Below are 24,139 nucleotides of genomic sequence, written 5' to 3' on the forward strand. Positions count from 1 at the left end.
ATCTAAGAAGAGTGAGAACAGGGGGAAATCCCATGAAAAAGTTAATGAGCGTAATGGCAGTTGTGACCATGTCCACTTTTATGTTGGCGGGTTGTGACAGTATGTCGCCAAGGGAACAGCGAATCGGCGCAGCAGCACTGGGTGGTGCGGTTGGTGGCGGTGTAGGTAATACAGTCGGCGGTGGCATTGGTGCAGCAGTCGGTGGTGGTGCAGGCGCAGCGGTCGGTAGTAAAACCCAAGGCGGTTCTAACCGTAATGCAGTTTATAGTGGTGTAGGCGGTGCCATTGGTTCTGCAGTCGGTAAGAGCGTGATTGGTGGTAATGCCGGTGCTGCGATTGGTGGCGCAATTGGTGGCGGTGCTGGAGCTGCCATAGAACAGAAAAAACGTTAATTCAACGTCTTAATTGAAGTAAAAGCGCTTGTTGATCAAGCGCTTTTTTATTGTCGAGTGGCGGGTTTGGGATTTTTTCTACGGATATAGACGGTTTTTTCAACTTCTGCAATGCGGATGCCTGCATCATCAAAAACATTGACTGTATATTTACGATATACAGGCGCGTAATTATCAGTAAGCTCTTTAATATGGGCTATTTCCACGGCATCTAGGCGAATATCGGCATAGACGGTGTTGCGTCCTGGCGAGAGAAAATTAATGTGAGCCGATTTATCCCATACGATATATTTTGATCCGAGATGATGCAGCAGTAAAAGCATAAAAAACGGATCGACCATGGAGTACAAGCTTCCTCCAAAATGCACCCCAACCACATTTTGATTTTTACGCGTTAAAGGCATTTTCACGCGAATGTGATAATTTACCAGATCCATTTTTTCGATCTCAATACCTGCACCACGGTAAGGTGCGTAGCGATTGATCATAAATTTAGAGATCGCAGGTATTGTCTGTAGTTTTTTTAAAAGGCTCATAGAGGTCAATTTTTTTTATGGCTAGCCCGACCATACTAGAGCAGAATTAAAATTGGGACATTGATCAGGTTGCCCAATCATCAAGATAAATAGTCAATAAAAAAATGAGAAAGGCTTATGCAGAAAACCCAATGGGTAACGACCCGAGGTCAACAGCATCTCTACGTGAAAACGTGGGGGAATGAGGAAAAACCGGCTTTAGTCTTGGTGCACGGTTATCCTGATAATCAGGAAGTATGGGAGCCGGTTATTCAGGAACTTATCCAGGATTTTTATATTGTCACTTATGATGTACGCGGAGCAGGGCAGTCCTCCATTCCAGCACGTATCCGTGACTATCGCTTAGAACAGTTATCGTTAGATTTAGAAAGTGTAGTCAATGCTGTATTAAAGGTTCGGCCTTTCCATTTGGCAGCACATGATTGGGGTTCTATTCAGTCTTGGGAATCGGTCACCGAAGTTAAATTTAAAGCACGAATTTTATCTTATAGTACGATTTCAGGGCCATGTTTAGACCACGCTGCATTTTGGATGCGTAATCAGTTTAAACAAGACAAGGGCAAGTTCTTTCAGCAACTGACTAAGTCTTGGTATATCGCAGTATTTCAACTGCCTTTGCTGGCACCTACAGTATGGAATTTTTTCAGTCCTGAAAAATGGGGCAAAGTGCTTGAAAAGTTAGAGCACAAAAAAAACTTGCCTTTAAATCCCCATATTGCATCAGACGGGAAACATGGAATCGGGCTGTATCGTGCCAATTTTCTGCCACGCTTAATTCAGCCACGTCAGCGTTTTGCAGTCTGCCCCGTGCAAGCAATTGTGCTGAAACGCGACAATTTTGTCAGTCCTGAACTGATTGATGAAATGCCCAAATGGGCTGAAAATTTTCAGCGTGTAGATGTCGATGCCAATCATTGGGCACTATTAAGCCAATCCAAATTGGTCGCAGATTATATCCGGAGCTTTGCTTTGGAACAGATTTAAATTCATTTACTTGTATTTAATTACATGAATTTAAATGAAAAAGTTGATGGTGGATAAAAGCCATCAATTTACAGTTTCAATGAGTTGGATCTGCTAAAATATCGGCTTTTCATCTTCCTCTCAATTGATTATGTTCGCAATTATTGCCGCTATCGGAGTCATGTTCGGACTCTCATTAGCTCGTGTGCCTGTGGTATTTGCATTGGTGATCGGTGCTGTTGCCGGTGGTTTATTGGCCGGTTTAGGTCTACAAGGAACTTTAGATGCATTTAATAATGGCCTAGGTGGCGGGGCTAAAATTGCCTTAGCCTATGGTATTTTAGGTGCATTTGCACTTGCTTTAGCACGGTCGGGTTTGCCGGATTTATTGGCTTATAAACTGATTTCCACCTTAAAAGGGGATGCCAATGTTCAATCGCAAAATAAAGTTAAATATTTAATTTTCTTTACGATTGTCGCTGCTGCAGTGTCTTCGCAAAACCTGATCCCTGTTCATATTGCTTTTATCCCGGTTTTGATTCCACCTTTGTTAAGTGTCTTTAACCATTTAAATTTAGACCGCCGCGCTGTGGCCTGTTTATTAACTTTTGGTTTATGCGCCACCTATATGCTGGTTCCGGTCGGATTTGGTGCCATTTTCCTGAATGATATTTTAGGGCAAAACATCAATACTTTTGGTAAGCCTTACGGTTTTGAAATTAGCTACGATCAAATTCCATCTGCAATGGCTATTCCCGTTTTTGGCATGTTCGTGGGACTATTGATTGCGGTCTTTTATAGCTATCGTAAACCACGAATTTATAAAGAAATTCAGCTTGAGGCAAGTCATCATAGTATTTCCGGTGAGGTTGTTACCGATGCGAATGCTAAGCCACAAATTGCAAAATTCACCTTGATAATGGCCGCTTTTGCAGTCATTGCGACCTTGGCTGTACAGCTTTATTCAGATTCGATGATTCTTGCCGGTTTGGTGGGTGTCGCAATTTTAAGCTGCGCGGGTATTTTTAAGTGGAAAGAAGCGGATGATGTGATTATTACCGGTATGCGAATGATGGCATTGGTCGGTTTTATTATGATTGCCGCACAAGGTTTTGCATCCGTCATTGAGGCCACCAATCAAGTTCCTGCTTTGGTCAATGCATCTGTTGATTGGATTGGTAACAGTAAAGGTCTGGCTGCATTTTTAATGTTGCTGGTCGGTTTGCTGATTACTTTAGGGATTGGTTCATCGTTCTCTACGGTGCCGATTTTGGCCATTATCTATGTGCCTTTATGTATTCAATTTGGCTTTAGTCCCGCTGCAACCATTGCGATTATTGGTACCGCCGCAGCTTTGGGCGATGCGGGTTCTCCAGCCTCTGATTCAACTTTAGGACCAACGTCCGGTTTAAATATGGATGGACAACATGACCATATGAAAGACAGTGTGGTTCCTACCTTTATCCATTTTAATATTCCTTTATTGGTATTTGGATGGATTGCTGCAATGGTTCTTTAATCTAAACTAATATTTTAATTTAGTTTGATTATATTTTATGTATAATATTAAAAGATGTATTTAAAATAAATCTTTTAAATGCTTAATATAATAAACCTGATTAATATACTCGGAATACAATAATAAACCTGATTAACTTGGTTGGTATTTAAAACCAACCAAGTTAGTCTATTTAAAATAAATACTTAATATTATCAATTGCTTAAAAATAAATATAATTGTTATTAATTAATCACTATTGCATATTAATTTGTCTCGTGTTTATTATTAATTAATGTTTGAAAATCGTTGTTATTATTCTTCCATGGGGTATTTAAAATGTTAAAAAAAGTTGCTCTTATTGCATTAATGGGGATGTCTGCTTCTGCAATGGCGGGTCAGTGGCAGGTTAAAGTAGGTGCTTCAGCATTAGCTCCACAAAATGATGATAACGGTACACTAGACCTTACATCTAAAAATTTAGGTTATCAAAAAGCAGTTGTGAGCAATGAAGTCAATTTCACACCTTCGATTGAATATATTTTTGATAATTCACCTCTTTCTGTTGAATTACTATTGGCAGCGCCATTCAAACATGATGTGAACATTGGTCCATTTGCAGAAGCCGCTTCTTTTAAGCATTTACCTCCTACAATCACCGCAAAGTATAACTTTAAGAACTCAACTCGTTTTACTCCGTACGTAGGTGTGGGCGCGACAGTTGTGGTGCCTTGGGATGAAAAATTAAAAAATGATGCGGCTGGCTTAGGTAAGCTGGATGCTGATGTAGCCTATGGTGTAGCAGGGCAAGTTGGTTTTAACTTCCAACCAGCTGATGCGAAAAACTGGGGTGTTTATGCAGATGTGCGCTATGCTGATGTAAAAACTGATTTAACATTAGATGGTGCAAAAATTGGCGAGCTTGAAGTAAACCCTTGGGTTTATACAGTCGGTTATAGCTACAAATTCTAAGATAAAAATAAAAATTAGCGCAAAGAAACCTCATCTTTATAGATGGGGTTTTTTAATGGAAAACTTACAATAAATCACATAGATTGAGCACTTTGATACTATTTAATAATCAAGATTTTGTTTAAGTTGGTTTTATATACAATAAGCTAAAAAGAGAAAACAAATCATGAAATTATTCAATTTATACTGCGTGGTCTTTTTTAGCCTATTGAGTGGGTCTGTTTTTGCTGCAAGTTTCAATTGTGATAATGCCCTAACCCAAACAGAACATGCCATTTGTGAGCATCGTGCTGTAAATGATGCCGATGTGAAAATGGCAACCACTTATAATATTATTAAGCGCCTGGTTCCTATGGGGACACGTGGCATGATTCAGGATGAACAGGTAAAGTGGCTACAATTACGTGATCAATGTGGTAACTCGAGCCGTTGTTTAAGCGAAGTATATAAAATGCGCCAACAAAAACTGGATCTGTATATGGATCGTGTTTATAAACAAGGCCCTTTTTAAGAAAAATTTATTCCTTACTATTGAAAATTTCTCAAGTCACTCCATTCATTAAGCATTCAATAAAAAGTGTTTAATGAATTTAAGGAGTGACTGATGAGCGAACAAAGTACACAAAAACATAGTTTCCAAGCGGAAGTAGCCCAACTTTTACATTTGGTGACGCATTCACTTTATTCAAATCCGGAAATTTTCTTACGCGAACTAATTTCGAATGCATCTGATGCATGTGATAAGTTGCGTTTTGAAGGAATCAATCATCCAGAATATTATGAAAATGATCCTGAACTACATGTTCGTGTCACTCTAGATAAAGACAATAAAACCATCACTATTTCAGACAATGGGATTGGTTTAACTCAACAAGAAGCCATTGATAATTTAGGTACTATTGCTAAGTCTGGTACCAAAGATTTTATGTCTAGACTGTCAGGTGATCAGAAAGCCGATGCACAATTGATTGGTCAGTTTGGTGTCGGTTTCTATTCAGGCTTTATTGTTGCTGAAAAAATTACCGTTGAATCCCGTCATGCAGCTACAGATGCTACTGATGGCGTACGCTGGATCAGTCAAGGCACAGGTGATTTTGAAGTTGAACAAATCACCAAGGCTTCACGTGGAACAGATATCATTTTGCATTTACGTGATAATGCACTTGAGTATTTAGAGTCTTATAAAGTTAAGCAAATCATCAATAAATATTCTGATCACATTAGTTTGCCGATTGAAATGCAAAAAGAAGTTTGGCAGCAAGAAGAAGCGGCTGAAGGTGAAGAACCTAAAGCAGGTCAGATGGTCAAAACAGATGAATGGGAAGCGATTAACTCAGCAAGCGCACTTTGGACTCGAAATAAAAATGAGATCACTGACGAGCAATACATAGAGTTTTATAAGAACTTAAGCCACGACTTTGAGGCACCATTGGCTTGGGCACACAATCGTGTTGAAGGTAGTACCGAATATACCCAATTACTGTATGTCCCAAGCAAAGCTCCTCACAATATCTTTACTCGCGAAGCGAAAGCGGGCATCAAGCTGTATGTAAAACGTGTGTTCATTATGGATGAAGCAGATAACCTGATTCCAAATTATTTGCGTTTTGTACAGGGTGTTGTCGATAGTGCTGATCTTCCACTCAATGTCAGCCGTGAACTGCTACAGGAAAGTCGTGATGTTAAAACCATTCGCGAAGGTAATACCCGTCGTATTTTAACCATGCTGGATAGCTTGGCGAAGTCGGAAGATGAAAAAGACCAAGAGAAATTCAAACAATTCTATGCTGAATTTGGTTCAGTGATTAAAGAAGGTTTGGGCGAAGACTTTAGTAACCGTGAACGTATTTTAAAATTATTACGTTTCTCTACCTCGACCAATGATGAGATTGCAACTTCATTGGCAGATTACAAAGCACGAATGAAAGAAGGGCAAAAAGCCATTTATTACGTGACTGCAGATAGTCTAAGTGCTGCGAAAAACTCACCACAACTGGAACTGTTCAAGAAAAAAGGCATTGAAGTGCTATTGATGGCGGACCGTGTGGATGAATGGGCGATGGAATTCGTCAATGAGTTTGATGGTACGCCTATGCAAAACGTGGCTAAAGGTGCAGTAGACTTAGGTGATCTGCAAGATGCGGAGGAGAAGAAAGCACTTGAAACTGCCACTGAACAATTTAAACCAGTGGTTGAAAAACTGTCAGAATCACTGAAAGCCAAAACTAAAGAAGTACGTGTAACCACACGTTTGGTCGATTCTCCTGCATGTTTGGTGACGGGTGAAGGTGAGCTTTCTCCACAATTGATTCGTATGTTAAAACAAGCGGGTCAGGCTGTACCAGAAAGCAAACCGATTCTGGAAATTAACCCAGAACATCCTTTGGTAAAAAAACTGGAAGGCTCGAGTCAGTTTGATGATCTGGCTAATGTGATCTTTGATCAGGCAGTGATTGCAGAAGGTGGTTTACCCGATGATCCGGCTGAATATGTAAAACGTATTAACAGTTTGTTGTTGAAATAAGCCCTTTCCTCGTTAAGCAAAAAACCTCCTTCGGGAGGTTTTTTATTGAATATTATAGCTGTGGGCAAGTAGCAGTTATGCACAAAGCAGATTAAAACAATGCTTCCAAACGCACGGATGCACCAATGAAATGACTACGATCATCCCGATGATTATTAAAATAATTTAAATTGCCTTGGACATAAAACCATTCACGCCATAAAGGTTGGCGCCAAGAAACGAAGGGTCCCCAGCTGTTTAAACGTAAGTCATTGTTATTTAAAAAACCACCGGTATAAATACCATAACTAAAGGTATTTTCATGGAAAAATTGATGTTGTCTAAACAGGTTGTTATCCCAAGTTAAGTCGTCATCTTGCTCATCTGCATAAGTGAGATTGAGCTGGTTAGAAAGAATAGTTTTATTAGGATGGGCATGAGTGAGCTCAAAGTTGGTTCTTAAATAATTTTTACTATCAATGCCATAGCGATAAATTTGTTCAGCATGAAAACTGAAATCATTCTCCAGTGTCCAATCCCTGGATGCTTTTAGGCGGAGATAAATATCATTTCCTGAACGAAGTCCCAAATCCAAATCAGTTTCGAAAGGGAGGCGCTTAGAAAAATCTGACCAACGCAATGCAAAAGAACTGTTATTTTCACGGGTACGTTGCCGGTCTATGGTTTTATCATCGTTATTGCCTGGATTCTCATCGGTAATGGCAACATTGTTATCCAGTTCATTATCTAAAGAATCATCCCCAAAAACGACACTTGCTTTACGCTTTAAAGTTGGAAGTTTAATTTTGCCGCGGATACGCGGTTTAATTTCATAACCATCATGTTTATTCCAACTATTATCGACGATTACGCGTAATGTCGCCGATGCCGGTTTTTCTGGATCTGTTTTACCGAACCAATTGTCAATTTTATGTGAGGTATTATCTGCCCAGTTTCGAACTTTAAGCTGGTTGCGGTCTAACCAAGTTTGATCAGCAGTTTGCAAGATGGGTGGAACAATAGGTTCATTCGATTGTTGTGGTAAAAATGTCGGTAGCGCATCGATCCAATTTGGAATTTGATAAAGCAAATTATAGTCTTCATTCTTAGTCGATAATGAACTCGGGGGTGAATCAGTGACTTGTTCTGAAGTCTCAGATCCATTTGAGACGCTCATGATCCCAGAGACCAGTATAAATAACAGCGATTTCGATAAAGTGATTTTCTTTTTTGGCATATCCTTGCTCTTATATTTCTGATCATTTGATAGTCTTGTAAAAATTGCCACTAAAAAGCAAGCTTTGGCTACAAAAAATAAAACTTAATCTGAAATATGCTTTTGAATTGCCTTATATAGTTGATAACAGTCGATCGGAGATTTCAGCTGGGTAATAATATTCTGAATCAATTGCCAGCTTATCCCGTGCTGACGTTCTAATAAAAAATAAGGATAAGCCGATTCAGTACGAGACAGCCCTAAACGTTTTTGCCCATGAATAACCCGAATTTTTTGTCTGTCTTTTAATAAAAGCAGCGGTGTTTTAAAGTCAGCAGGACTTTCCTCAAATTGAATAAATTTTTGTGTTTGAAAAAGCTGTGTAGGAATAAAAGGAATATAGTTTTCACCCGTCCAAATTAAAGCCGCTTTTTGTGTATAGCTATAAAATAGAGCCTCAAAATCAGTAAAATTCTCTGCAAGATCTTCCCAGTGAATTTCTTTGATCGCAGCGATATGATGTTGGGATTGCCCAGTAAAGCCATTCATTAAAGGAATGGCTTGTACTTGGTTCTCTGCACCCAACAACGCTAAATATTTAATAAAACAACCTTGCGAATTGATTTGTTCAGCCAGATAAATTGGGCGTTGTTGCCAATTTTGTAAATCTGAAGCATGTATGAGCAAATCGAGATATTGAGAAATTTCTGGAAGGCCTGGAATTTCTAGAACATATAACGCTTGTGCAGAAGAATTTTCCTCATGCAGCGGATGAATATGTGCGATATATGAGCCTAGTTTTACGCTTTGAGGACAATCCTTTTTGCTAAGTTTTTCAGCTCTAAGGGGAGCTTGAGCCGTTATTGCAGGAATTGCCTGTTGATCATCCTCTGATCTTTGTGGCAGTTCATGAATAATTTGTGCATCACCTGGCTGTATTATTGAATCCAGCGGGGGCATAGGCTCATGAGCATACGGAATATCAACTTGTGACTTGATCAAACTTGGCTCATTGATTTGATTTTGTTGTTGTATGGCAGGTATCGACAGATTCAAGTTTGTCTCGGTCTCGGTTAAAGTAGGAGCAATGGGTTGGTCTAAAAGAACGGGTTTTTGTTTTAATTCATCATCCGTTTTTAGGCAGCTATAGTGTTGTTGCTGTTCTAGCATCCAGTGATAAATGTCATCTAGACCTCCCCAATGACTGATCAATGCGCTGCGGTTTGGCGCTGGAATTAACCAGATTTGCCAACCTTGTGCAGGGTGATACAGAATGGCCCAACCTGATTCAGTATTTTGATATAGCGCTTGTTGTAAAATACGATCCTGTCGAAAAAGACCACGATAAGAAAGTTTAAATAGTGTTTGATCCGCGAAATCTGTTGCGGCTTGCTCAGGTTGAGTTTGAGACTTAAATTTCAAAATTTGTTTTTTAAAAATCGGCTCATCACATAAGCGAAAAATTTCGATTAAACGTGATTTTGATTTTGCAATTTCAAAAAAAGATAAAGAGCGATGTTCCAAATCATCTAGCAAATGATGTAATTCTTTAATCAGTAGAGCTTTTTCTAAGGCATTCATAAATTGACCTCTAGAGATGTTTTTGTGCTTTTTCTAGATAACTTGCCAATACAATATTAATAGCAAGTTCAAGTAATTTATATTCTGCAGACGTGGGTGTGGGGTGTTGTTCAGCCAGCACAATCAGACGATCAATGTTGATTGTTTGCGGAGGAATTTTACCTTGAATCAGCGCTTGAAGTTCTTGCATAAGAAAACGGTTTCATTGAATGAAATTATTAATTTAATGCTTTGATTATATGGATTTAAAAAGAAAAAGCATGAAGAAATATTGTCATGTTTTGAGCATTTATCGACATAAAGAACAAAAAATGTAGATTTTAGATAAAAAACATTCAAATTTTTTGATGGGAGAATTGGAAAATAGATGGTGATTTATCGTTTGATTTTTCATCATATTAAAAATCAATAGATTAACTTATGGTTAAAATCTTGTGTCGATCCTGAATAAGATGAGAGTAAATAAAATGATTTTTTCAGCATAAAAAAACAGACTGAGTTAGATCAGTCTGTTTTTTTACTGGAATAAGGTAACTTATTAAGCTACTTTTTCACAGGCAGCTTTATCTTGAGTTACAGGTTCCAAAGCCGATACTTTTTGGTCGGCCTTTACGGTTGTAACTGCTTTTTTAGCAGGAAAATCTGGAACAAAAACAATTTGGGCAGATACATTTGCAGAAAAAGCCACAACAGCAATAGCCAAAAAAGATTTAATAGCATTCATGATCATTTCCTTTAGGTAAAAGGATGCCCAAGAAAGATGGGCAAGGGAGAGAAATAAAATAAACTTCATGTAAATAATATCAAATAATGATCAGATTAAGTAAGTGCTGGGGGGTTAAAAAAGATGAATGGTGAGTTTAAATTATTATATAAATCATATGTTTAGAGTTTTTGCTCTAAGACAGATTGTGTTTCAACAATCTGTCTTAAGTCATTTAGAAATATAAAAATTATCAATTTTTATGACATTTACTTTGGCACTTACTTTTGCATTTTTTCTCGTAAACTTTACCAGAAATACCACCAATAATAGCGCCACTCACTGTACCAAAAACAGGTAATACACTACCAGCAACAGCACCAATCAATGCACCTGTGACTGTAGGAGAAAAAGGTGATTTGATGTTTGAGCGCTGTTTAGGGGTAGAATCAACAGCAGCATCTTGAGTTTCAGTGTTCATATTTACCTCTTTAAGTTTCATGATTCAGAACTTAAATGTTCCGCATATCAGCCTAGCGAATTGTGCATCTGATTGTGTCCAAGCCTTGTATATATAAGTTGTGTTTTGTAAGAGCTGGATAGGGGGCAGCGATATTGTGTCTTACGTGTAAGTTTTTGCGGTGTAATGTTAAAACAAGGATTTTTGTTTAAAAAATACCCTATGATCAGACCTCACAAGAATAAAATTTGAGGTTTAAACAATGGCTATCGCAAAAGTAGTTGAGGTTAATTCAAGCAGTAATAAAAGTTTTGAAGATGCAATTCAAACAGGTATTCACAAAGTCACCGAAACAATAAAAAATGTGCAAGGTGCATGGATTAATGAGCAAAAAGTTGTGATTAAGGACAATAAAATTACTGAGTATCGTGTGAATTTAAAAATCAGTTTCTTGGTCGATTAGATTGATGAATTGTAAAATAAAAAATCCCCTGATTCGGGGATTTTTTATGACCAGTTACAGTAATTCTATGTCATTAATAATGAAATAGAATTATTTCTCTGGAACATCACAGAGATCATCTTTACAGATCGCCGCATCTTCAGCTTCAATATTCGCTTGTTGTGGTGCTTCTAAAGCCTTTTCAAAGACTTGTAGAAATACTTCACGCGGTTGTGCGCCTGCTAATGCAATGCGTTGATCAAAGACAAAGAACGGTACGCCGGTCACTTTTAATTGATCTCGTGCCACATCTTCATCAAATTTGACAAAGTCCGCATATTCTTCTGAATTGAGCACATCTTCCACTTCAACCGGATTTAGGCCAATGCGTGCAGCAACATCTTCAATCGTTTCACGTTCGCCAATCGGTAAACCTTGAGTCATATAACTATAGAAAAAGGCCTCTTTGGCTTCTGAACCCAAGCCTTTACTTTGAGCCAGGTGAATAATGCGATGTGCATTGAAGGTGTTACCTGAGTTGGCATTTTCCCAATTGAATTGGATGCCTTCTTCAGCTGCCATAGCGGCAATATTACGTTGCATCTCTTCAACGTCGGCAACGGTGCGTCCGTATTTTTGTGCAAGACGTTCAGAGTTTGAAATTTCCTGACGGATTGGCGCTTCTGGATCAAGTTCATAACTATGCCAATGAACTTCAAGTTCTAAACCTGCTTGTTCAGCAGCAGCTTCAAGACGTTTTTTACCAATATAACAAAATGGGCAAACCACATCTGACCAAATATCTACGCGCATGAGAAATCTCGAATCTTTTATTGCCTATATTGATGGGGGTTCGGACAAAAATTTAAAGCATGAAAATTGAATTAATGCTGAAACGGGCTGGAAAAACTTGATATGTTTTAGGTGAATAAATAACCGGTAAGGTTCTGAATCGGGTTATGCTATTGAAAAGTCAGTATAGGGGAGTTTCGCATGCCAAGGATTTTTCTCATCTTGGGATTGGCGACATGTGCCGTATTTGGTTGGATGTTTTATCAGTATTCGGTACAACAAAATGACCTGAGCCAACTCAAGACCTACCAAACTGTATTGTATGAAAAAGCAGAACTCATTTATGAGCAGGCCCAAGACTGGTCTGAACCGATTGATATCAATGTGTCAGATAACCGTTTACAGGGCGATTATAAAGTGATGGCGGACTTCGTGCTGAGTCAGATGATTCAAAATGCTGAAGCCCGGAATCAGTATCTGCGTGAACTCAAAGCAATTCACTGGGATAAGTTTTTAGATATCGACCGCTTGGATCAAGACCGTAAACAGAAATATGTAGAAACCGAACAGATGTTAAAACAGGCCCATCTTCTGGCTGCACAGTATCAACAACAAACCCGGCAACGTGAAGAAGATACCTTGGCAAGAGCCAAACATTTATCCATTAAAGCCAATCTGCGGCATCAATTAACAGACAGTCTACGTGAAAGTCGCGACAGTGATAAAACTCATGCTTTATTTGCTTTGGAGTTGCAAGTTTTAAGTAAAGCAGATGCTTTGTTTGAAATTCTGAAAAATAATAAATGGCAGAAAAAGAACAAAACCTTTATGTTTTATGAAGATCAACCTTTAAAGCAATTTAATGCCTTGTATCAGGAAGTGTTGCAGTTAAATGCAGAAATGGAAAAAATTAAAAAGCAAAATCGAAAAGCGGTTGAACAGCAGCTATAAAATTCGAGTTTGCATTCTACTGAACAGGGGATGATTGAATTTAATATGTGTTAGATCACAGAAATGACTTTCTTGAAATAAAAAAAGCGTACCGAAGTACGCTTTTTAAATGCTTTTAGCCGTTGCGATTAAGCACTTTTAGCTTCTGGTTGAGCTGCAAGCATATGACCAGTTTCTTCAAAGTTAGAGTGCCATGAAAGCGCTTCACGAAGAAGGTGAGGAGTATGGCCGCCTTTTGCACATGAACGGTCAAAGTAATCGTTCAATGCATCACGGTACATTGGGTGAGCACAGTTGTCGATAATGGCACGAGCACGTTCACGTGGCGCTAAACCGCGTAAGTCTGCAAGACCTTGTTCAGTGACAAGAATATCAACGTCATGTTCAGAATGGTCTACGTGTGACGCCATTGGTACGATTGAAGAGATGTCGCCACCTTTTGCAATCGATTTGGTCACAAAAATAGCCAAGTGAGCATTACGTGCGAAGTCACCTGAACCACCGATACCGTTCATCATTTTAGTACCGCAAACGTGAGTTGAGTTTACGTTACCGTAAATGTCAAACTCGAGTGCAGTGTTGATGCCGATAATCCCTAAACGACGAACCAATTCAGGGTGGTTTGAAATTTCTTGTGGACGAAGTACAAGTTTGTCTTTGTATGCTTCAAGGTTGTTAAATACTTTTTCGCCATATTTAGCAGAAAGCGTAATTGAAGAACCTGATGCAAACTTCATTTTACCTGCATCGATTAATTCAAAAGTACAGTCTTGAAGTACTTCTGAATACATCACAAGATCTTCAAAGTTAGATTCTTTAAGACCAGTCAATACAGCATTGGCAATTGAACCAATACCTGCTTGTAATGGACCAAGATCTTTCGGTAAACGACCTTCAGCAACTTCCTGTTCAAAGAAATTGATCAAGTGGTTTGCAATACCTTGAGTTTCATCATCTGGCTCAGTCACAGTTGATGGTGAGTCGTGGTATTCGCTGTTAAATACGATCCCTGCAATTTTAGAAGGATCGATATTGATCGCATGCGTACCAATACGTTCATCAACTTGAGTCAAAGGAATTGCTTGACGTGTTGGACGGTAAGTCGGGATATAAATATCGTGTAAGCCTTCAAAAGCAGGGCTTAAGTTGGTGTTGATTTCTACAATCACTTTTTCAGCAAAAATGGCAAAGCTTGCAGAGTTACCCACAGATGTCGTTGGGATAATGCCGCCATCTTCAGTAATTGCAACCGCTTCAATGATTGCAACATCTGGTTTTTTAAGCTGAAGATTACGCATTTGTTCAACTGTTTCAGACAAATGCTGATCGATGAACATGACTTCACCTTTGTTGATGGCTTTACGTAAAGTATTATCAACCTGGAAAGGTAAACGGCGAGCAAGAACACCAGCTTCAGTTAATTGTTTGTCTAAGTCGTTACCCAGACTAGCACCAGTAATTAAAGTAATTTTCAAAGGATTACTGTGAGCTTGTTTTACAAGTGCTAGAGGAACAGCTTTTGCTTCACCTGCACGAGTAAATCCACTCATACCTACAGTCATACCATCTTGGATAAAAGTAGCAGCTTGTTCTGCGCTCATGACTTTGTCATGAAGTGATGCTAAACGAATACGATCTAAAGACATGGTTTACGCTCAATTCTTGTTCAATAACTAGACGGATTGTACCGCCCTAAAAAGGAATTGTGCATGCCTGTTAGGCTAAGGTCTAATTTTTTGAAAAAATGTGGGTATAATAATTTTTTATGGTTATTAATCCATTGATTTTACTGATGTAAAAATGAATGGATTAATAGTTGCACAAAACCATTTGTTTATTATTTGCTCAATTGTTAAAAATGCTCGCTGAATGTTTGTTTAATTTTCCCCAATGTACTCGGAGGAACTTCTTCTTCTATTTTATTGTGAAGCACAGGTAAACAAATAAGGGCTTCCAACCCTCCTTGAGGGCGATTGTGAATAGTAAGTTGCCCTTGATGCATGTCGACAATCCGTTTCACAATGGCTAAACCCAAACCACTACCTTGGATCGTACGCGCTTCATTACCGCGAACAAAGGGTTGCATCAAGTCTTCAATTTGATCTTCCGGAATGCCTTCACCATTGTCTGCGACAGTAATAAAAATATGGTCATTTTCAACTTTCGCTGATAATTCGATGGGTTCAGCACCATAGCGTTTCGAGTTATTGATTAAATTGCCAATCATTCGTTTTAAAGACTGGCTACGTGCCTGAATGATGGGAACTTCCTGAGCTTCAAAACGGATATCTAATGGTTTGAACTGGATCACTAATTCCTGTAACAGCATATTAATGTCAGTGTCTTGCAGCTCTTCATCTGAGCCATCACGCATGTATGAGATGAACTGATCAAGAATCGCATCCATATCTTCGACATCATAAATCAAGCCTTCTTTAAGAAAGTCTTCATCTGGCATCATTTCTGCGCTTAAGCGAATTCGGGTCAAGGGCGTACGCAAGTCATGTGAAATCCCGGCCAGCATGATACGGCGGTCACGTTCAGTCTGGTCCAAGGTATAAATCATATGATTAAAGGCCTGGTTTACTTCGCGAATCTCTTGAGGACCATGATTAGTTTCCAGATAAGGCGCAGAACCGGTTTTACTATAGTTATTTGCCGCATTTTGCAGACGACGTAAGGGACGATTTAACTGGCGAACCAGAGTCAAAATGATGGCAGCGGCAATCAGTGGCACACCGAGCAACCAGCCAAAAACCAGTTCAGGGCTATAGTTGGCATAGGTTTTTAAGGGTTCACGTACCCAATGACCATTCATTTCCGGTGTTTGAATCCAAATACGCGGGCTTGGTTTAAATTGGAAATAAACTGTCACATTTTCAACTTGCAGTTCTTTGGCCAGCGTTTTTTCAATTTGATTGGTAAAAAATTCGGCAATGACTTTGTCGCGAACACTCGGATATTCTTTCGGATCGGTAATGTATTCGATACCGACACGGTTTTTGAGCCAGGTGTCGACATCCACTTCGGCATCATTATGGAAAATACGTAAATCGGGATTGTTAATGATTTCGAGTTCAACCCCTAAATAGCGGGCGTGTTGCTGAATTTCAGGAAGATATAGGGTGCGCCAAAAGAACCACAATGACATAAATAAACTGAAGAATACAATGAATAACACGAGCACTGTGGTACGCATTGCAGCAGAACGTGGCTTGATCTTATCCAGAAAGCGTTCCGAGCGGGTTCGCTTCTTTTCCGAATAAGCTTCATAATCAGTAAATTTTTGTGGGTCGATGGGTTCGAGTTTCACACCAGATTCCTGTGGGCGTATTCTAAAAATTGCAGTTATTTTATTCGCGGTGGAATCTTACTGCTTGTACCTTCGATGGAAGGAGCTCAGCATATTACTTTTTAAAAAAAAATGAGTAACACTGTTACGCAAGTAAAATTTTTGCCATTCGGTGAACTCGCCATCATTTATCTATAAATTTAGTTGAAGGATGGCTCAAACAGCAGCGAATGGCATTTCCGGACAATTTATGCGGGTGATACGGGCTAAATTGTCGGATCGAATTTTAATTACTCAGCACCATCTGGAACAAAGACATAACCGACACCCCAAACGGTTTGGATGTAGCGTGCGCGGGCAGGGTTTTCTTCAACCAGACGACGTAAACGAGACACCTGAACGTCAATAGAGCGCTCCATCGCACCCCATTCACGACCACGGGCAAGGTTCATCAATTTATCACGAGTCAACGGTTCACGCGGATGTTGTACCAGTGCTTTAAGCACGGCGAATTCACCTGTAGTGAGGGTAACTACTTGACCTTCACGAGTCAGTGTACGTGTAGACAAATCAAGCGACCATGGACCAAAGCTGACCACTTCCATTTGCTGGCTTGGTGCACCCGGAACTTCACGCACTTGACGGCGTAACACCGCACGAATACGCGCTAACAGCTCATTTGGATTAAATGGTTTTGGCAAGTAGTCATCTGCACCGGCTTCAAGTCCGGCAATACGGTCAGAGTCGCTGCCACGTGCAGTCAACATGATGATCGGTGTATCGATATTGGACTGGCGTAAACGACGGCAAATACTTAAGCCATCTTCCACAGGCAGCATGAAATCGAGCACGATTAAGGAGAAAAGTTCACGCTGTAATAAACGATCCATTTGTGTTGCATCGTGTGCAGTTTTGACCACGAAGCCTTTATCTTCTAGAAAGCGCTGTAATAACGTACGTAAACGCACATCATCATCTACAACGAGAATGCGTTCGACGCGATCAGTTTCGTTTTGTACTGGATCTGTTTTTTCAGCAGGTACAACTAAACTCATGATGTGCTCCTTTATTCTTTATTGTCATCGTAAACAAAAGTTCGGATAGTCTTGAGTATACGATTCATTTGTATCTGTTTACTATGCTCTAAAGCAACAAATATAGCAGGTAAAATCAAGACATAGATACCAAATGTATACATCTAAATTGTAGTTGATCTTACTGAATATGCAGATTAAAAATCTACTTATCAATTAATTTTGTAGGGAATTATAAAGGTCACATCGATTGGCAATATTGACCACTTATAAATTTAATAAAAACAATTGTGGATTTTATGGTCTTGGTCTTTATAATCATGCCATTTAGTACTTATCCTTGTAGGATCAAACACGATGACTGACTTAGTTCAGCAGTTAGCAAAAGAAATTGCCGTACGTCCAAATCAAGTAGAAGCTGCCATCAAGCTGATTGATGAAGGTGCAAGCGTTCCATTTATTGCACGTTACCGTAAAGAGGTCACTCAGGGCTTAGACGATACGCAGTTACGCCAACTCGACACGCGTTTATCGTATTTACGCGATTTATTTGAGCGCCGTGAAAAAGTTATTGAATCTCTGAAAGAACAAAATAAATTGTCAGATGATTTAGTGAACCGCGTAAACGCTGCTGAAACCAAGAATGCTTTAGAAGAACTTTACGCACCGTACCGTCCAAAACGTACTAGTAAGTCATTTAAAGCCAAAGAAGCAGGTTTAGGGCCAATCGCGGCAAAAATCTTTGCAGAGCAGGTTGATCCAACTGAAGCTTTAGCGGGCTTTAGCCATGAAGATTATCCTGATGTTGAAAGTCAGCTGGATGCGATCCAGCATATTCTGATTGATGATTGGGCGCAAAATATTGCGTTGACCACAGAATTAAAAGCGACCTTTGCTAAAACTGCAGTTTTAAAAAGTGCAGTTGCAAGTGATGAGAAAAAAGAAGTCGGCAAGAAATTCCGCGATTACTTCGACTTCTCTGAAAACTTCAATAAAGTTCCTTCACACCGCTTGCTTGCCATGTTACGTGGTCGTCAAGAAAACGTATTGGGCTTAAAGGTTGATGGTGAAGATGATGCACTATTGGCGCGTATTGAAACTGAATACCATCTTGATTCGGTTCAACCACAAGCACGCCAAAACTTCTTGAAACAAACTGCAAAACTGTTTTGGCTCGGCAAAGTTCGCCCACAAATCGAGCATTCATTGCTGACTGAAAAACGTCTTGCGGCTGAAAGCGAGGCAATGGACGTATTTGCTGAAAATTTACGTCATTTATTGCTTTCTGCACCAGCAGGCGCGCGTACGACTTTGGGTGTTGACCCAGGTATCCGTACCGGCGTGAAACTGGCTGTAGTGAATGCATCAGGTGATGTGGTTGCACATAGCACGATTTATCCATTTGCACCCAAAGAAGACAAAGAAGGTTCGATTGCTGAACTTGCGCGTCTTTGCCGTGAATTCAATGTTGATTTAATTGCAATTGGTAATGGTACAGCTAGCCGTGAAACTGAAGCAGTTGTGGCGGAAATGATGGCTGCAAACGCAGACTTGAACCTTACACGTGTTTCAGTCTCTGAGGCAGGTGCATCGGTGTATTCAGCATCTGAATTGGCTTCACAAGAATTGCCAGAGCTAGATGTTTCAATTCGTGGCGCAGTATCGATTGCACGTCGTTTACAAGACCCATTGGCTGAACTGGTGAAAATTGATCCTAAATCGATTGGTGTAGGTCAATATCAACATGACGTGAACCAAACAGGCTTGGCGAAAACGCTTGAAGCTGTGGTTGAAGACTGTGTGAACTCAGTGGGTGTAGATGTAAATACCGCATCTCCTGCAATCCTGTCGTATATTGCAGGTTTGAACAAATCGATTGCACAACAGATTTTTGACTACCGTAAAGAAAATGGTCGTTTTGACAACCGTCAAGCCTTGAAAAATGTACCTCGTTTAGGTGAGCGCACTTTTGAACAGGCAGCGGGTTTCTTGCGTATTCAAGATGGCACAGAGCCACTGGATGCGTCTGCAGTTCACCCTGAAAGTTATGCTTTGGTGAGCAAAATTGTTGCAGCAAAAGCAACGACTGTAAAAGATATTATTGGTAATTCTGAAATCATTCGTCAGGTGAATGCTGAAGAATTTGCAGATGAAAAATTTGGTCTGCCGACTATTCAAGACGTACTGAGTGAACTTGAAAAACCAGGTCGCGACCCACGTCCAGAATTCCGTACTGCGAAATTCCGTGAAGATATTACCGAAGTGTCGCAATTGACTGAAGGCATGCAACTTGAAGGCGTGATTACCAATGTTACCAACTTTGGTGCATTCGTAGATGTCGGCGTACACCAAGACGGTTTGGTCCATATTTCTGAACTTGCCAATGAGTTTGTAGCAGATCCGCATAAAGTGGTAAAACCGGGTCAAATCGTTCAAGTACGTGTATTACAAGTAGATGCTGAACGTAACCGTGTCAACTTGTCTATGCGTCCTGAAGGTTCTGAAGCACCCGCGAAAGCGCCGCGTCAGCCACGCCGTGAGCAAAATGCTCAAACTGAACAACGTGGTGAACGTAAACCGCAAGCGAAGCGTCCACAAACTGCGCGTCCTCAAGGCGACCGTCCACAAGGTAAAAAACCTCAATCTGCTAAACTACAAGAGCAAAAAATTGGTGGTTTGGGTGCATTGTTATTACAAGCAGGGATTAAAGGTTCGAAATAATTTTTGATTGCTAAAAAAACCTCCCATTTGGGAGGTTTTTTTATCTTTGAATAATAAGTTTAGATTGCCACTTATTGTCAATAAAAGATACTAATTCAAAGGCTTGTATAGAGTTAAATTCAGGAAGTTGTTTAAAACTATTTATTAGCTTTAAAAAATAATTTTCAATTTTAAAGTTACTCAGAGCAATTTCAAATAGCTTTTGTCCAATAGTGGTAAGTAAAAAGAAATTAGGTTTAATTTCGTGAAGGTTATCACTAAGGTGAAGAGCTATAAAATTAGTTTTATTAACATAAATTGATGGGAAGCTTTTATCACCATAAGTGACTTGATGTAGTTCTTTCTTGAAAAAAACATCTCCAGGATGTAGGCCTTTAATAATATTTAAGTCAATTAACTCAGATAAAATTGAAGGTGGTACATAAGAGTAATTTTCCTCAGCTGATAGAGCATTATTACAATATAAATTTCCATCGCAAATAAATGGTAATAGATCAATAAAACCTTCCAGATGCTTTTTACTCATTAATGAAAATGTATTTAAAACTAAATAATTGATAGAGCTTGGTGTAGTAATTTCTTCACCTAAAATTCTGCCCCATAAGTCTTGTAACTCTTCTTCAGAAACCTCTTTCCCATAATTCATCCATTTATTGAAGAAAGTTTCTGAGATTTGTTCATCACTGATTTCTTCATCAGCTTTTTCAGATAAATGTTCATAAGCTTTGCTTAAGCATTTACTTAAGTTTTTAGATTGGTTTTGATGATTTTGAGCAAGAATTAAGCCTAAAGGTGAGGAGGGATTCCCAATTTGATCTTCGATTAAAAGAAACTTTCCGTCTCTAAATTCAGCAAGACCATTTTGAATAAGCTCTGCATCTTTTTGATCTTGGGTTGTTGAAAGAGTTTCAAGGCGCTTTTGCTGAAGAATTTGTTTGGAAAAGACTAGATCTGTTAGTTTGCCAATACCTTTATTTGCTGCTGTAGTTGCGATATCTGTAGCTGCTTTAATAATTTCTTGTTCCATATTCATAGTTATTTGATTTAAATTTTATTATTTTAACGAAAAACCTCCCAAGGGGGAGGTTTTTCTTATGCAAGCTTAGGCACAATCCAGCTACAGATAATTAGCATAATGCCTAGATGTCCCAACTTACGGCTAACTTTTTCTACTGTTGAAACTTGCACAGGAGACCGTTGAGAACTTGCTTTCATTTTTATCGATGCAATCGACTTATTGAAATGCAAGAACATCGCCAAATCGATACAAATTAAAATACTACCGACATCACTGACGATATCCATCAATTGATAATCTTTTAGATAGATAGAAGTCGCTATTTGGTAGCAAAGGAAAAGGGCAAAAGCAAAACAGGCATATTGAAAAATAACAGCAGCAATCCGCATAAAAATCTAAAAGCAAAAAAAATGATGTGTGTTTATAACATAAAAAAGCCAGTCTAATGACTGGCTTAATATTGCACAATTTTACCAATGTTCACCCGGGAACAGACGAGCATATGCTTTTTGAACCCAATTTAATTTCTGTGGTTGACCAACCGAAGCTGAAGAGCTTGGGAACAGGTTATAACCAATCGACATCAATTTATTATTGATATCTGGTGCAATAGAGTAGGTGATCGATGCCAAACGGCCTAAGTGGGTTGCCACTTTCTTCGGACGTTTCACAATTGCATACGCAATTAAATCTGCCGCCTGTTCAGGAGAAAGCGTTGGCACATATTTATAAATTTTGGTTGGTGCGATCATCGGTGTACGTACCAATGGCATATAAACTGAAGTAATCGCAATTTTATGCGAATGAACTTCGGCAGACAGACAGCGACTGAACGCATCCAGCGCGGCTTTAGATGCCACATAAGCTGAAAAGCGCGTTGCATTGGCTAATACACCAATCGAGCTGATATTGATGATATGGCCATCGCGACGAACCATCATCTGTGGGAGAATGTTCATCACCAAACGAACGGCGCCGAAGTAATTCAGCTGCATGGTTCGTTCAAAATCATGAAAACGGTCTGTTGATTCATGTACCGCACGACGAATTGAGCGTCCTGCATTGTTGATTAGGATATCAATATGATCGACAGATGCTAAGATTTGTTTTGATACTTCATCTATAGAGTCCATGTTGTTTAAATCACATGGGAAAACAGAGGCTTTGCCACCTTTGGCTTCAATTTCTTGTTTGACTTGATCTAGTGTTTCTTTGGTACGAGCCACCAATAAAACGTGTGCCCCTGCATCGGCAAGTTTATGTGCAGCAGTTAAGCCAATACCACTGGATGCACCTGTGATTAAAACCACTTTGCCGTTAACTCGATTTCGAAAGAGTTTCTCTAGTCTTGAATTCACGCTGTTTTTTCCTGATTTAAATAGAATAAAATTCTAGATTATGTTTTTTGTAGTTGATTATTTGGCTCAAAATATTGGGGAATTGAGCTCTTCTCATCTCGGTTATGATAACCAAAGTTTAAAAAAAATCTATAAATAAGTTATTGAATTTACAAATATAATTAGAGTAATTGCTCTATTTTCATTCTTCTTATAACTTAATTTTTACCACGAATTCAAAACAAAGCAAAGAGAAATAAGCACAAAGTAGTTAAGAAATAAAAAACCTTCTTCCGGGTGAGGAAGAAGGTTGAATTCAAAGTAGATGACAAAAGATTAAACTTGAGCAAGTGCCTGTTCTAAATCTTCAATCAAATCATCAATATGTTCAATCCCAACCGATAGGCGAACCATATCCGTACTGACTCCGGCAGACTTTAGTTCTTCTTCATTGAGCTGACGATGAGTGGTGGTAGCAGGGTGGCAGGCGAGGCTTTTTGCATCACCAATATTCACCAGACGGGTGAAGAGTTGCAGCGCATCAATAAAGCGAGTCCCACCTTCAAGACCATCTTGTACGCCAAAAGACAGAATTGCAGATGGTTTACCTTTCACATATTTTTGTGCCAAAGCATGCTGTGGATGATCTTTCAGGCCAGCATAATTGACCCATTTCACTTTTGGATGCTGCTGTAAATATTCCGCTACTTTTTGCGCATTTTCAGTGTGTCGTTCCATACGTAAATTTAAAGTTTCTAACCCTTGTATAATCAGGAATACGCTCAGTGGGCTAATAGCAGCACCAGTATTGCGTAATGGCACCACACGCGCACGCGCGATATAAGCCGCGGCACCTAAAGCTTCGACATAATTCACTCCATGATAGCTGGGGTCTGGGCTATTCAACACTTTGAAACGCTCAGGATATTTACCCCAAGGGAATTTTCCACTATCAACAATGGCACCGCCAATCGAGTTGCCATGACCGCCAATATATTTGGTCAGTGAGTGCACTACGATGTCAGCACCATGTTCAAAAGGTTTCAGCAGAGCAGGGGTGGCAACCGTATTGTCGACAATGACCGGTACACCATATTCATGCGCAATTTTCGAAATCGCTTCCAGGTCAATGATATTGCCGAGTGGATTACCAATCGATTCCACAAACACCAGTTTGGTCTTGTCATCAATCAAACCGCGCAACGCTTCAGGATCTTGATAATCGAAGAAGCGCACTTCAATGCCTTGTTTTGGCAAGGTGTGTGCAAACAAGTTGTAAGTTCCGCCATATAAAGTGGAAACAGAGGCGATATTGTCACCCGCTTCGGCAATGGTCTGAATGGAATAGGTGATGGCTGACATGCCCGAAGCGAGTGCAAGTGCACCAATCCCACCTTCAAGCGCAGCCAGACGTTGCTCTAGCACCGCCGTAGTCGGGTTCATAATACGGGTGTAGATATTCCCTTGCACCTTTAAATCGAACAAATCGGCCCCATGTTGAGTATTGTCAAAGGCATAAGATGTGGTTTGATAAATCGGTACGGCTACAGCTTTTGTTGTTGGGTCTGGGCTATAACCGGCATGAATGGCGAGGGTTTCATCTTTATAGGTCATGTTTACATCATCTTTGTGAGTTAAATATTGATCGAGTTTAGCATTTCTATATATAAGTCAAAGTGCTATTTAAATGAAATTGCTATCTTAAATATTCATATGAATGTTAATTTT

The 24,139-nt window shown here is 39.5% G+C and carries 22 protein-coding genes and 1 pseudogene; 9 read left to right on the forward strand and 14 right to left on the reverse strand.

The genetic code is table 11. The features are described from left to right. The first annotated feature begins 32 nt into the window (after nucleotides 1-32). Nucleotides 33-392 (forward strand): YMGG-like glycine zipper-containing protein, encoded by a 360-nt coding sequence (locus HLH16_RS03560; protein ID WP_171528275.1) that lies wholly within the window; start codon nucleotides 33-35, stop codon nucleotides 390-392. 47 nt (nucleotides 393-439) lie between these two features. Here the strand turns inward: HLH16_RS03560 and HLH16_RS03565 are convergent, their stop codons facing one another. Beyond that, nucleotides 440-928 (reverse strand): PaaI family thioesterase, encoded by a 489-nt coding sequence (locus tag HLH16_RS03565; RefSeq protein WP_171528276.1) that lies wholly within the window; start codon nucleotides 926-928, stop codon nucleotides 440-442. A 117-nt stretch (nucleotides 929-1,045) separates the two neighbouring features. On the opposite strand from HLH16_RS03565, the gene HLH16_RS03570 reads away from it, so the two are divergent. The 5 genes from HLH16_RS03570 to htpG all read left to right on the forward strand — a co-directional run bounded on the left by HLH16_RS03570 (nucleotide 1,046) and on the right by htpG (nucleotide 6,885). Then, nucleotides 1,046-1,912, forward strand: a complete 867-nt coding sequence (locus HLH16_RS03570) for an alpha/beta fold hydrolase (RefSeq protein ID WP_171528277.1) — start codon at nucleotides 1,046-1,048, stop codon at nucleotides 1,910-1,912. A gap of 130 nt (nucleotides 1,913-2,042) precedes the next feature. Then, nucleotides 2,043-3,410 carry a Na+/H+ antiporter family protein gene (locus HLH16_RS03575; protein ID WP_171528278.1) on the forward strand — a complete coding sequence of 456 codons (1,368 nt, stop codon included), beginning with the start codon at nucleotides 2,043-2,045 and terminating at the stop codon, nucleotides 3,408-3,410. Between the two features lie 318 nt (nucleotides 3,411-3,728). Further along, entirely contained in the window at nucleotides 3,729-4,361 is a 633-nt protein-coding gene (locus HLH16_RS03580; RefSeq protein ID WP_171528279.1) for an OmpW/AlkL family protein, read from the forward strand. Nucleotides 4,362-4,527: 166 nt separating this feature from the next. Next, nucleotides 4,528-4,872 (forward strand): lysozyme inhibitor LprI family protein, encoded by a 345-nt coding sequence (locus HLH16_RS03585; RefSeq protein ID WP_171528280.1) that lies wholly within the window; start codon nucleotides 4,528-4,530, stop codon nucleotides 4,870-4,872. A 93-nt stretch (nucleotides 4,873-4,965) separates the two neighbouring features. Beyond that, complete coding sequence (htpG, locus tag HLH16_RS03590; RefSeq protein ID WP_171528281.1) at nucleotides 4,966-6,885, forward strand: molecular chaperone HtpG; 1,920 nt, start codon at nucleotides 4,966-4,968, stop codon at nucleotides 6,883-6,885. Between the two features lie 91 nt (nucleotides 6,886-6,976). On the opposite strand, the pseudogene HLH16_RS03595 reads toward htpG, so the two are convergent. From HLH16_RS03595 to HLH16_RS03615, 5 genes and pseudogenes are all read right to left on the reverse strand, one after another. Beyond that, nucleotides 6,977-7,963, reverse strand: a pseudogene (locus tag HLH16_RS03595) (hypothetical protein); the annotation flags it as partial. 222 nt (nucleotides 7,964-8,185) lie between these two features. Next, a complete protein-coding gene (locus HLH16_RS03600) occupies nucleotides 8,186-9,661 on the reverse strand; it encodes a hypothetical protein (RefSeq protein WP_171528283.1) in 1,476 nt (491 codons plus the stop codon). A 10-nt stretch (nucleotides 9,662-9,671) separates the two neighbouring features. Next, the gene (locus HLH16_RS03605; RefSeq protein WP_171528284.1) at nucleotides 9,672-9,851 is read right to left on the reverse strand and encodes a hypothetical protein; all 180 of its coding nucleotides are present in this window, start codon (nucleotides 9,849-9,851) and stop codon (nucleotides 9,672-9,674) included. Nucleotides 9,852-10,199: 348 nt separating this feature from the next. Then, nucleotides 10,200-10,385, reverse strand: a complete 186-nt coding sequence (locus tag HLH16_RS03610; protein WP_086194216.1) for a hypothetical protein — start codon at nucleotides 10,383-10,385, stop codon at nucleotides 10,200-10,202. A 232-nt stretch (nucleotides 10,386-10,617) separates the two neighbouring features. Beyond that, entirely contained in the window at nucleotides 10,618-10,845 is a 228-nt protein-coding gene (locus tag HLH16_RS03615) for a glycine zipper domain-containing protein (protein WP_131289349.1), read from the reverse strand. A gap of 241 nt (nucleotides 10,846-11,086) precedes the next feature. Between HLH16_RS03615 and HLH16_RS03620 the strand changes: the two genes are divergently transcribed. After that, nucleotides 11,087-11,287, forward strand: coding sequence for a dodecin family protein (locus tag HLH16_RS03620; RefSeq protein WP_067726883.1), 201 nt, complete (start codon nucleotides 11,087-11,089; stop codon nucleotides 11,285-11,287). Between the two features lie 90 nt (nucleotides 11,288-11,377). Here the strand turns inward: HLH16_RS03620 and HLH16_RS03625 are convergent, their stop codons facing one another. Next, on the reverse strand, nucleotides 11,378-12,079 hold the full coding sequence (locus tag HLH16_RS03625) for a DsbA family oxidoreductase (RefSeq protein WP_131289347.1): 702 nt from the start codon (nucleotides 12,077-12,079) through the stop codon (nucleotides 11,378-11,380). 180 nt (nucleotides 12,080-12,259) lie between these two features. Here HLH16_RS03625 and HLH16_RS03630 point away from each other — a divergent pair, with 180 nt between their 5' ends. After that, nucleotides 12,260-13,009 (forward strand): hypothetical protein, encoded by a 750-nt coding sequence (locus HLH16_RS03630; protein ID WP_171528285.1) that lies wholly within the window; start codon nucleotides 12,260-12,262, stop codon nucleotides 13,007-13,009. Between the two features lie 128 nt (nucleotides 13,010-13,137). On the opposite strand, the gene scpC is transcribed toward HLH16_RS03630, so the two are convergent. The 3 genes from scpC to ompR all read right to left on the reverse strand — a co-directional run bounded on the left by scpC (nucleotide 13,138) and on the right by ompR (nucleotide 17,356). Beyond that, nucleotides 13,138-14,655 (reverse strand): succinyl-CoA:acetate CoA-transferase ScpC, encoded by a 1,518-nt coding sequence (gene scpC / locus HLH16_RS03635; protein WP_171528286.1) that lies wholly within the window; start codon nucleotides 14,653-14,655, stop codon nucleotides 13,138-13,140. A 206-nt stretch (nucleotides 14,656-14,861) separates the two neighbouring features. After that, nucleotides 14,862-16,322, reverse strand: a complete 1,461-nt coding sequence (locus HLH16_RS03640; protein WP_171528287.1) for an ATP-binding protein — start codon at nucleotides 16,320-16,322, stop codon at nucleotides 14,862-14,864. A gap of 269 nt (nucleotides 16,323-16,591) precedes the next feature. Beyond that, nucleotides 16,592-17,356 carry an osmolarity response regulator transcription factor OmpR gene (gene ompR / locus HLH16_RS03645; RefSeq protein WP_131289339.1) on the reverse strand — a complete coding sequence of 255 codons (765 nt, stop codon included), beginning with the start codon at nucleotides 17,354-17,356 and terminating at the stop codon, nucleotides 16,592-16,594. 336 nt (nucleotides 17,357-17,692) lie between these two features. On the opposite strand from ompR, the gene HLH16_RS03650 reads away from it, so the two are divergent. Then, complete coding sequence (locus HLH16_RS03650; protein WP_171528288.1) at nucleotides 17,693-20,056, forward strand: Tex family protein; 2,364 nt, start codon at nucleotides 17,693-17,695, stop codon at nucleotides 20,054-20,056. A 40-nt stretch (nucleotides 20,057-20,096) separates the two neighbouring features. Here HLH16_RS03650 and HLH16_RS03655 read toward each other — a convergent pair whose 3' ends face one another. From HLH16_RS03655 to HLH16_RS03670, 4 genes are all read right to left on the reverse strand, one after another. Next, complete coding sequence (locus tag HLH16_RS03655; protein ID WP_171528289.1) at nucleotides 20,097-21,089, reverse strand: DUF2806 domain-containing protein; 993 nt, start codon at nucleotides 21,087-21,089, stop codon at nucleotides 20,097-20,099. 59 nt (nucleotides 21,090-21,148) lie between these two features. Next, entirely contained in the window at nucleotides 21,149-21,463 is a 315-nt protein-coding gene (locus tag HLH16_RS03660) for a hypothetical protein (protein WP_171528290.1), read from the reverse strand. A gap of 81 nt (nucleotides 21,464-21,544) precedes the next feature. Then, nucleotides 21,545-22,432 (reverse strand): SDR family NAD(P)-dependent oxidoreductase, encoded by an 888-nt coding sequence (locus tag HLH16_RS03665; protein WP_131289333.1) that lies wholly within the window; start codon nucleotides 22,430-22,432, stop codon nucleotides 21,545-21,547. Between the two features lie 315 nt (nucleotides 22,433-22,747). Beyond that, nucleotides 22,748-24,025 carry an O-acetylhomoserine aminocarboxypropyltransferase/cysteine synthase family protein gene (locus HLH16_RS03670; protein WP_171528291.1) on the reverse strand — a complete coding sequence of 426 codons (1,278 nt, stop codon included), beginning with the start codon at nucleotides 24,023-24,025 and terminating at the stop codon, nucleotides 22,748-22,750. Nucleotides 24,026-24,139: the final 114 nt, after the last annotated feature.

This window comes from Acinetobacter sp. ANC 5378 (genome assembly GCF_013004315.1).
Lineage (GTDB): Bacteria > Pseudomonadota > Gammaproteobacteria > Pseudomonadales > Moraxellaceae > Acinetobacter.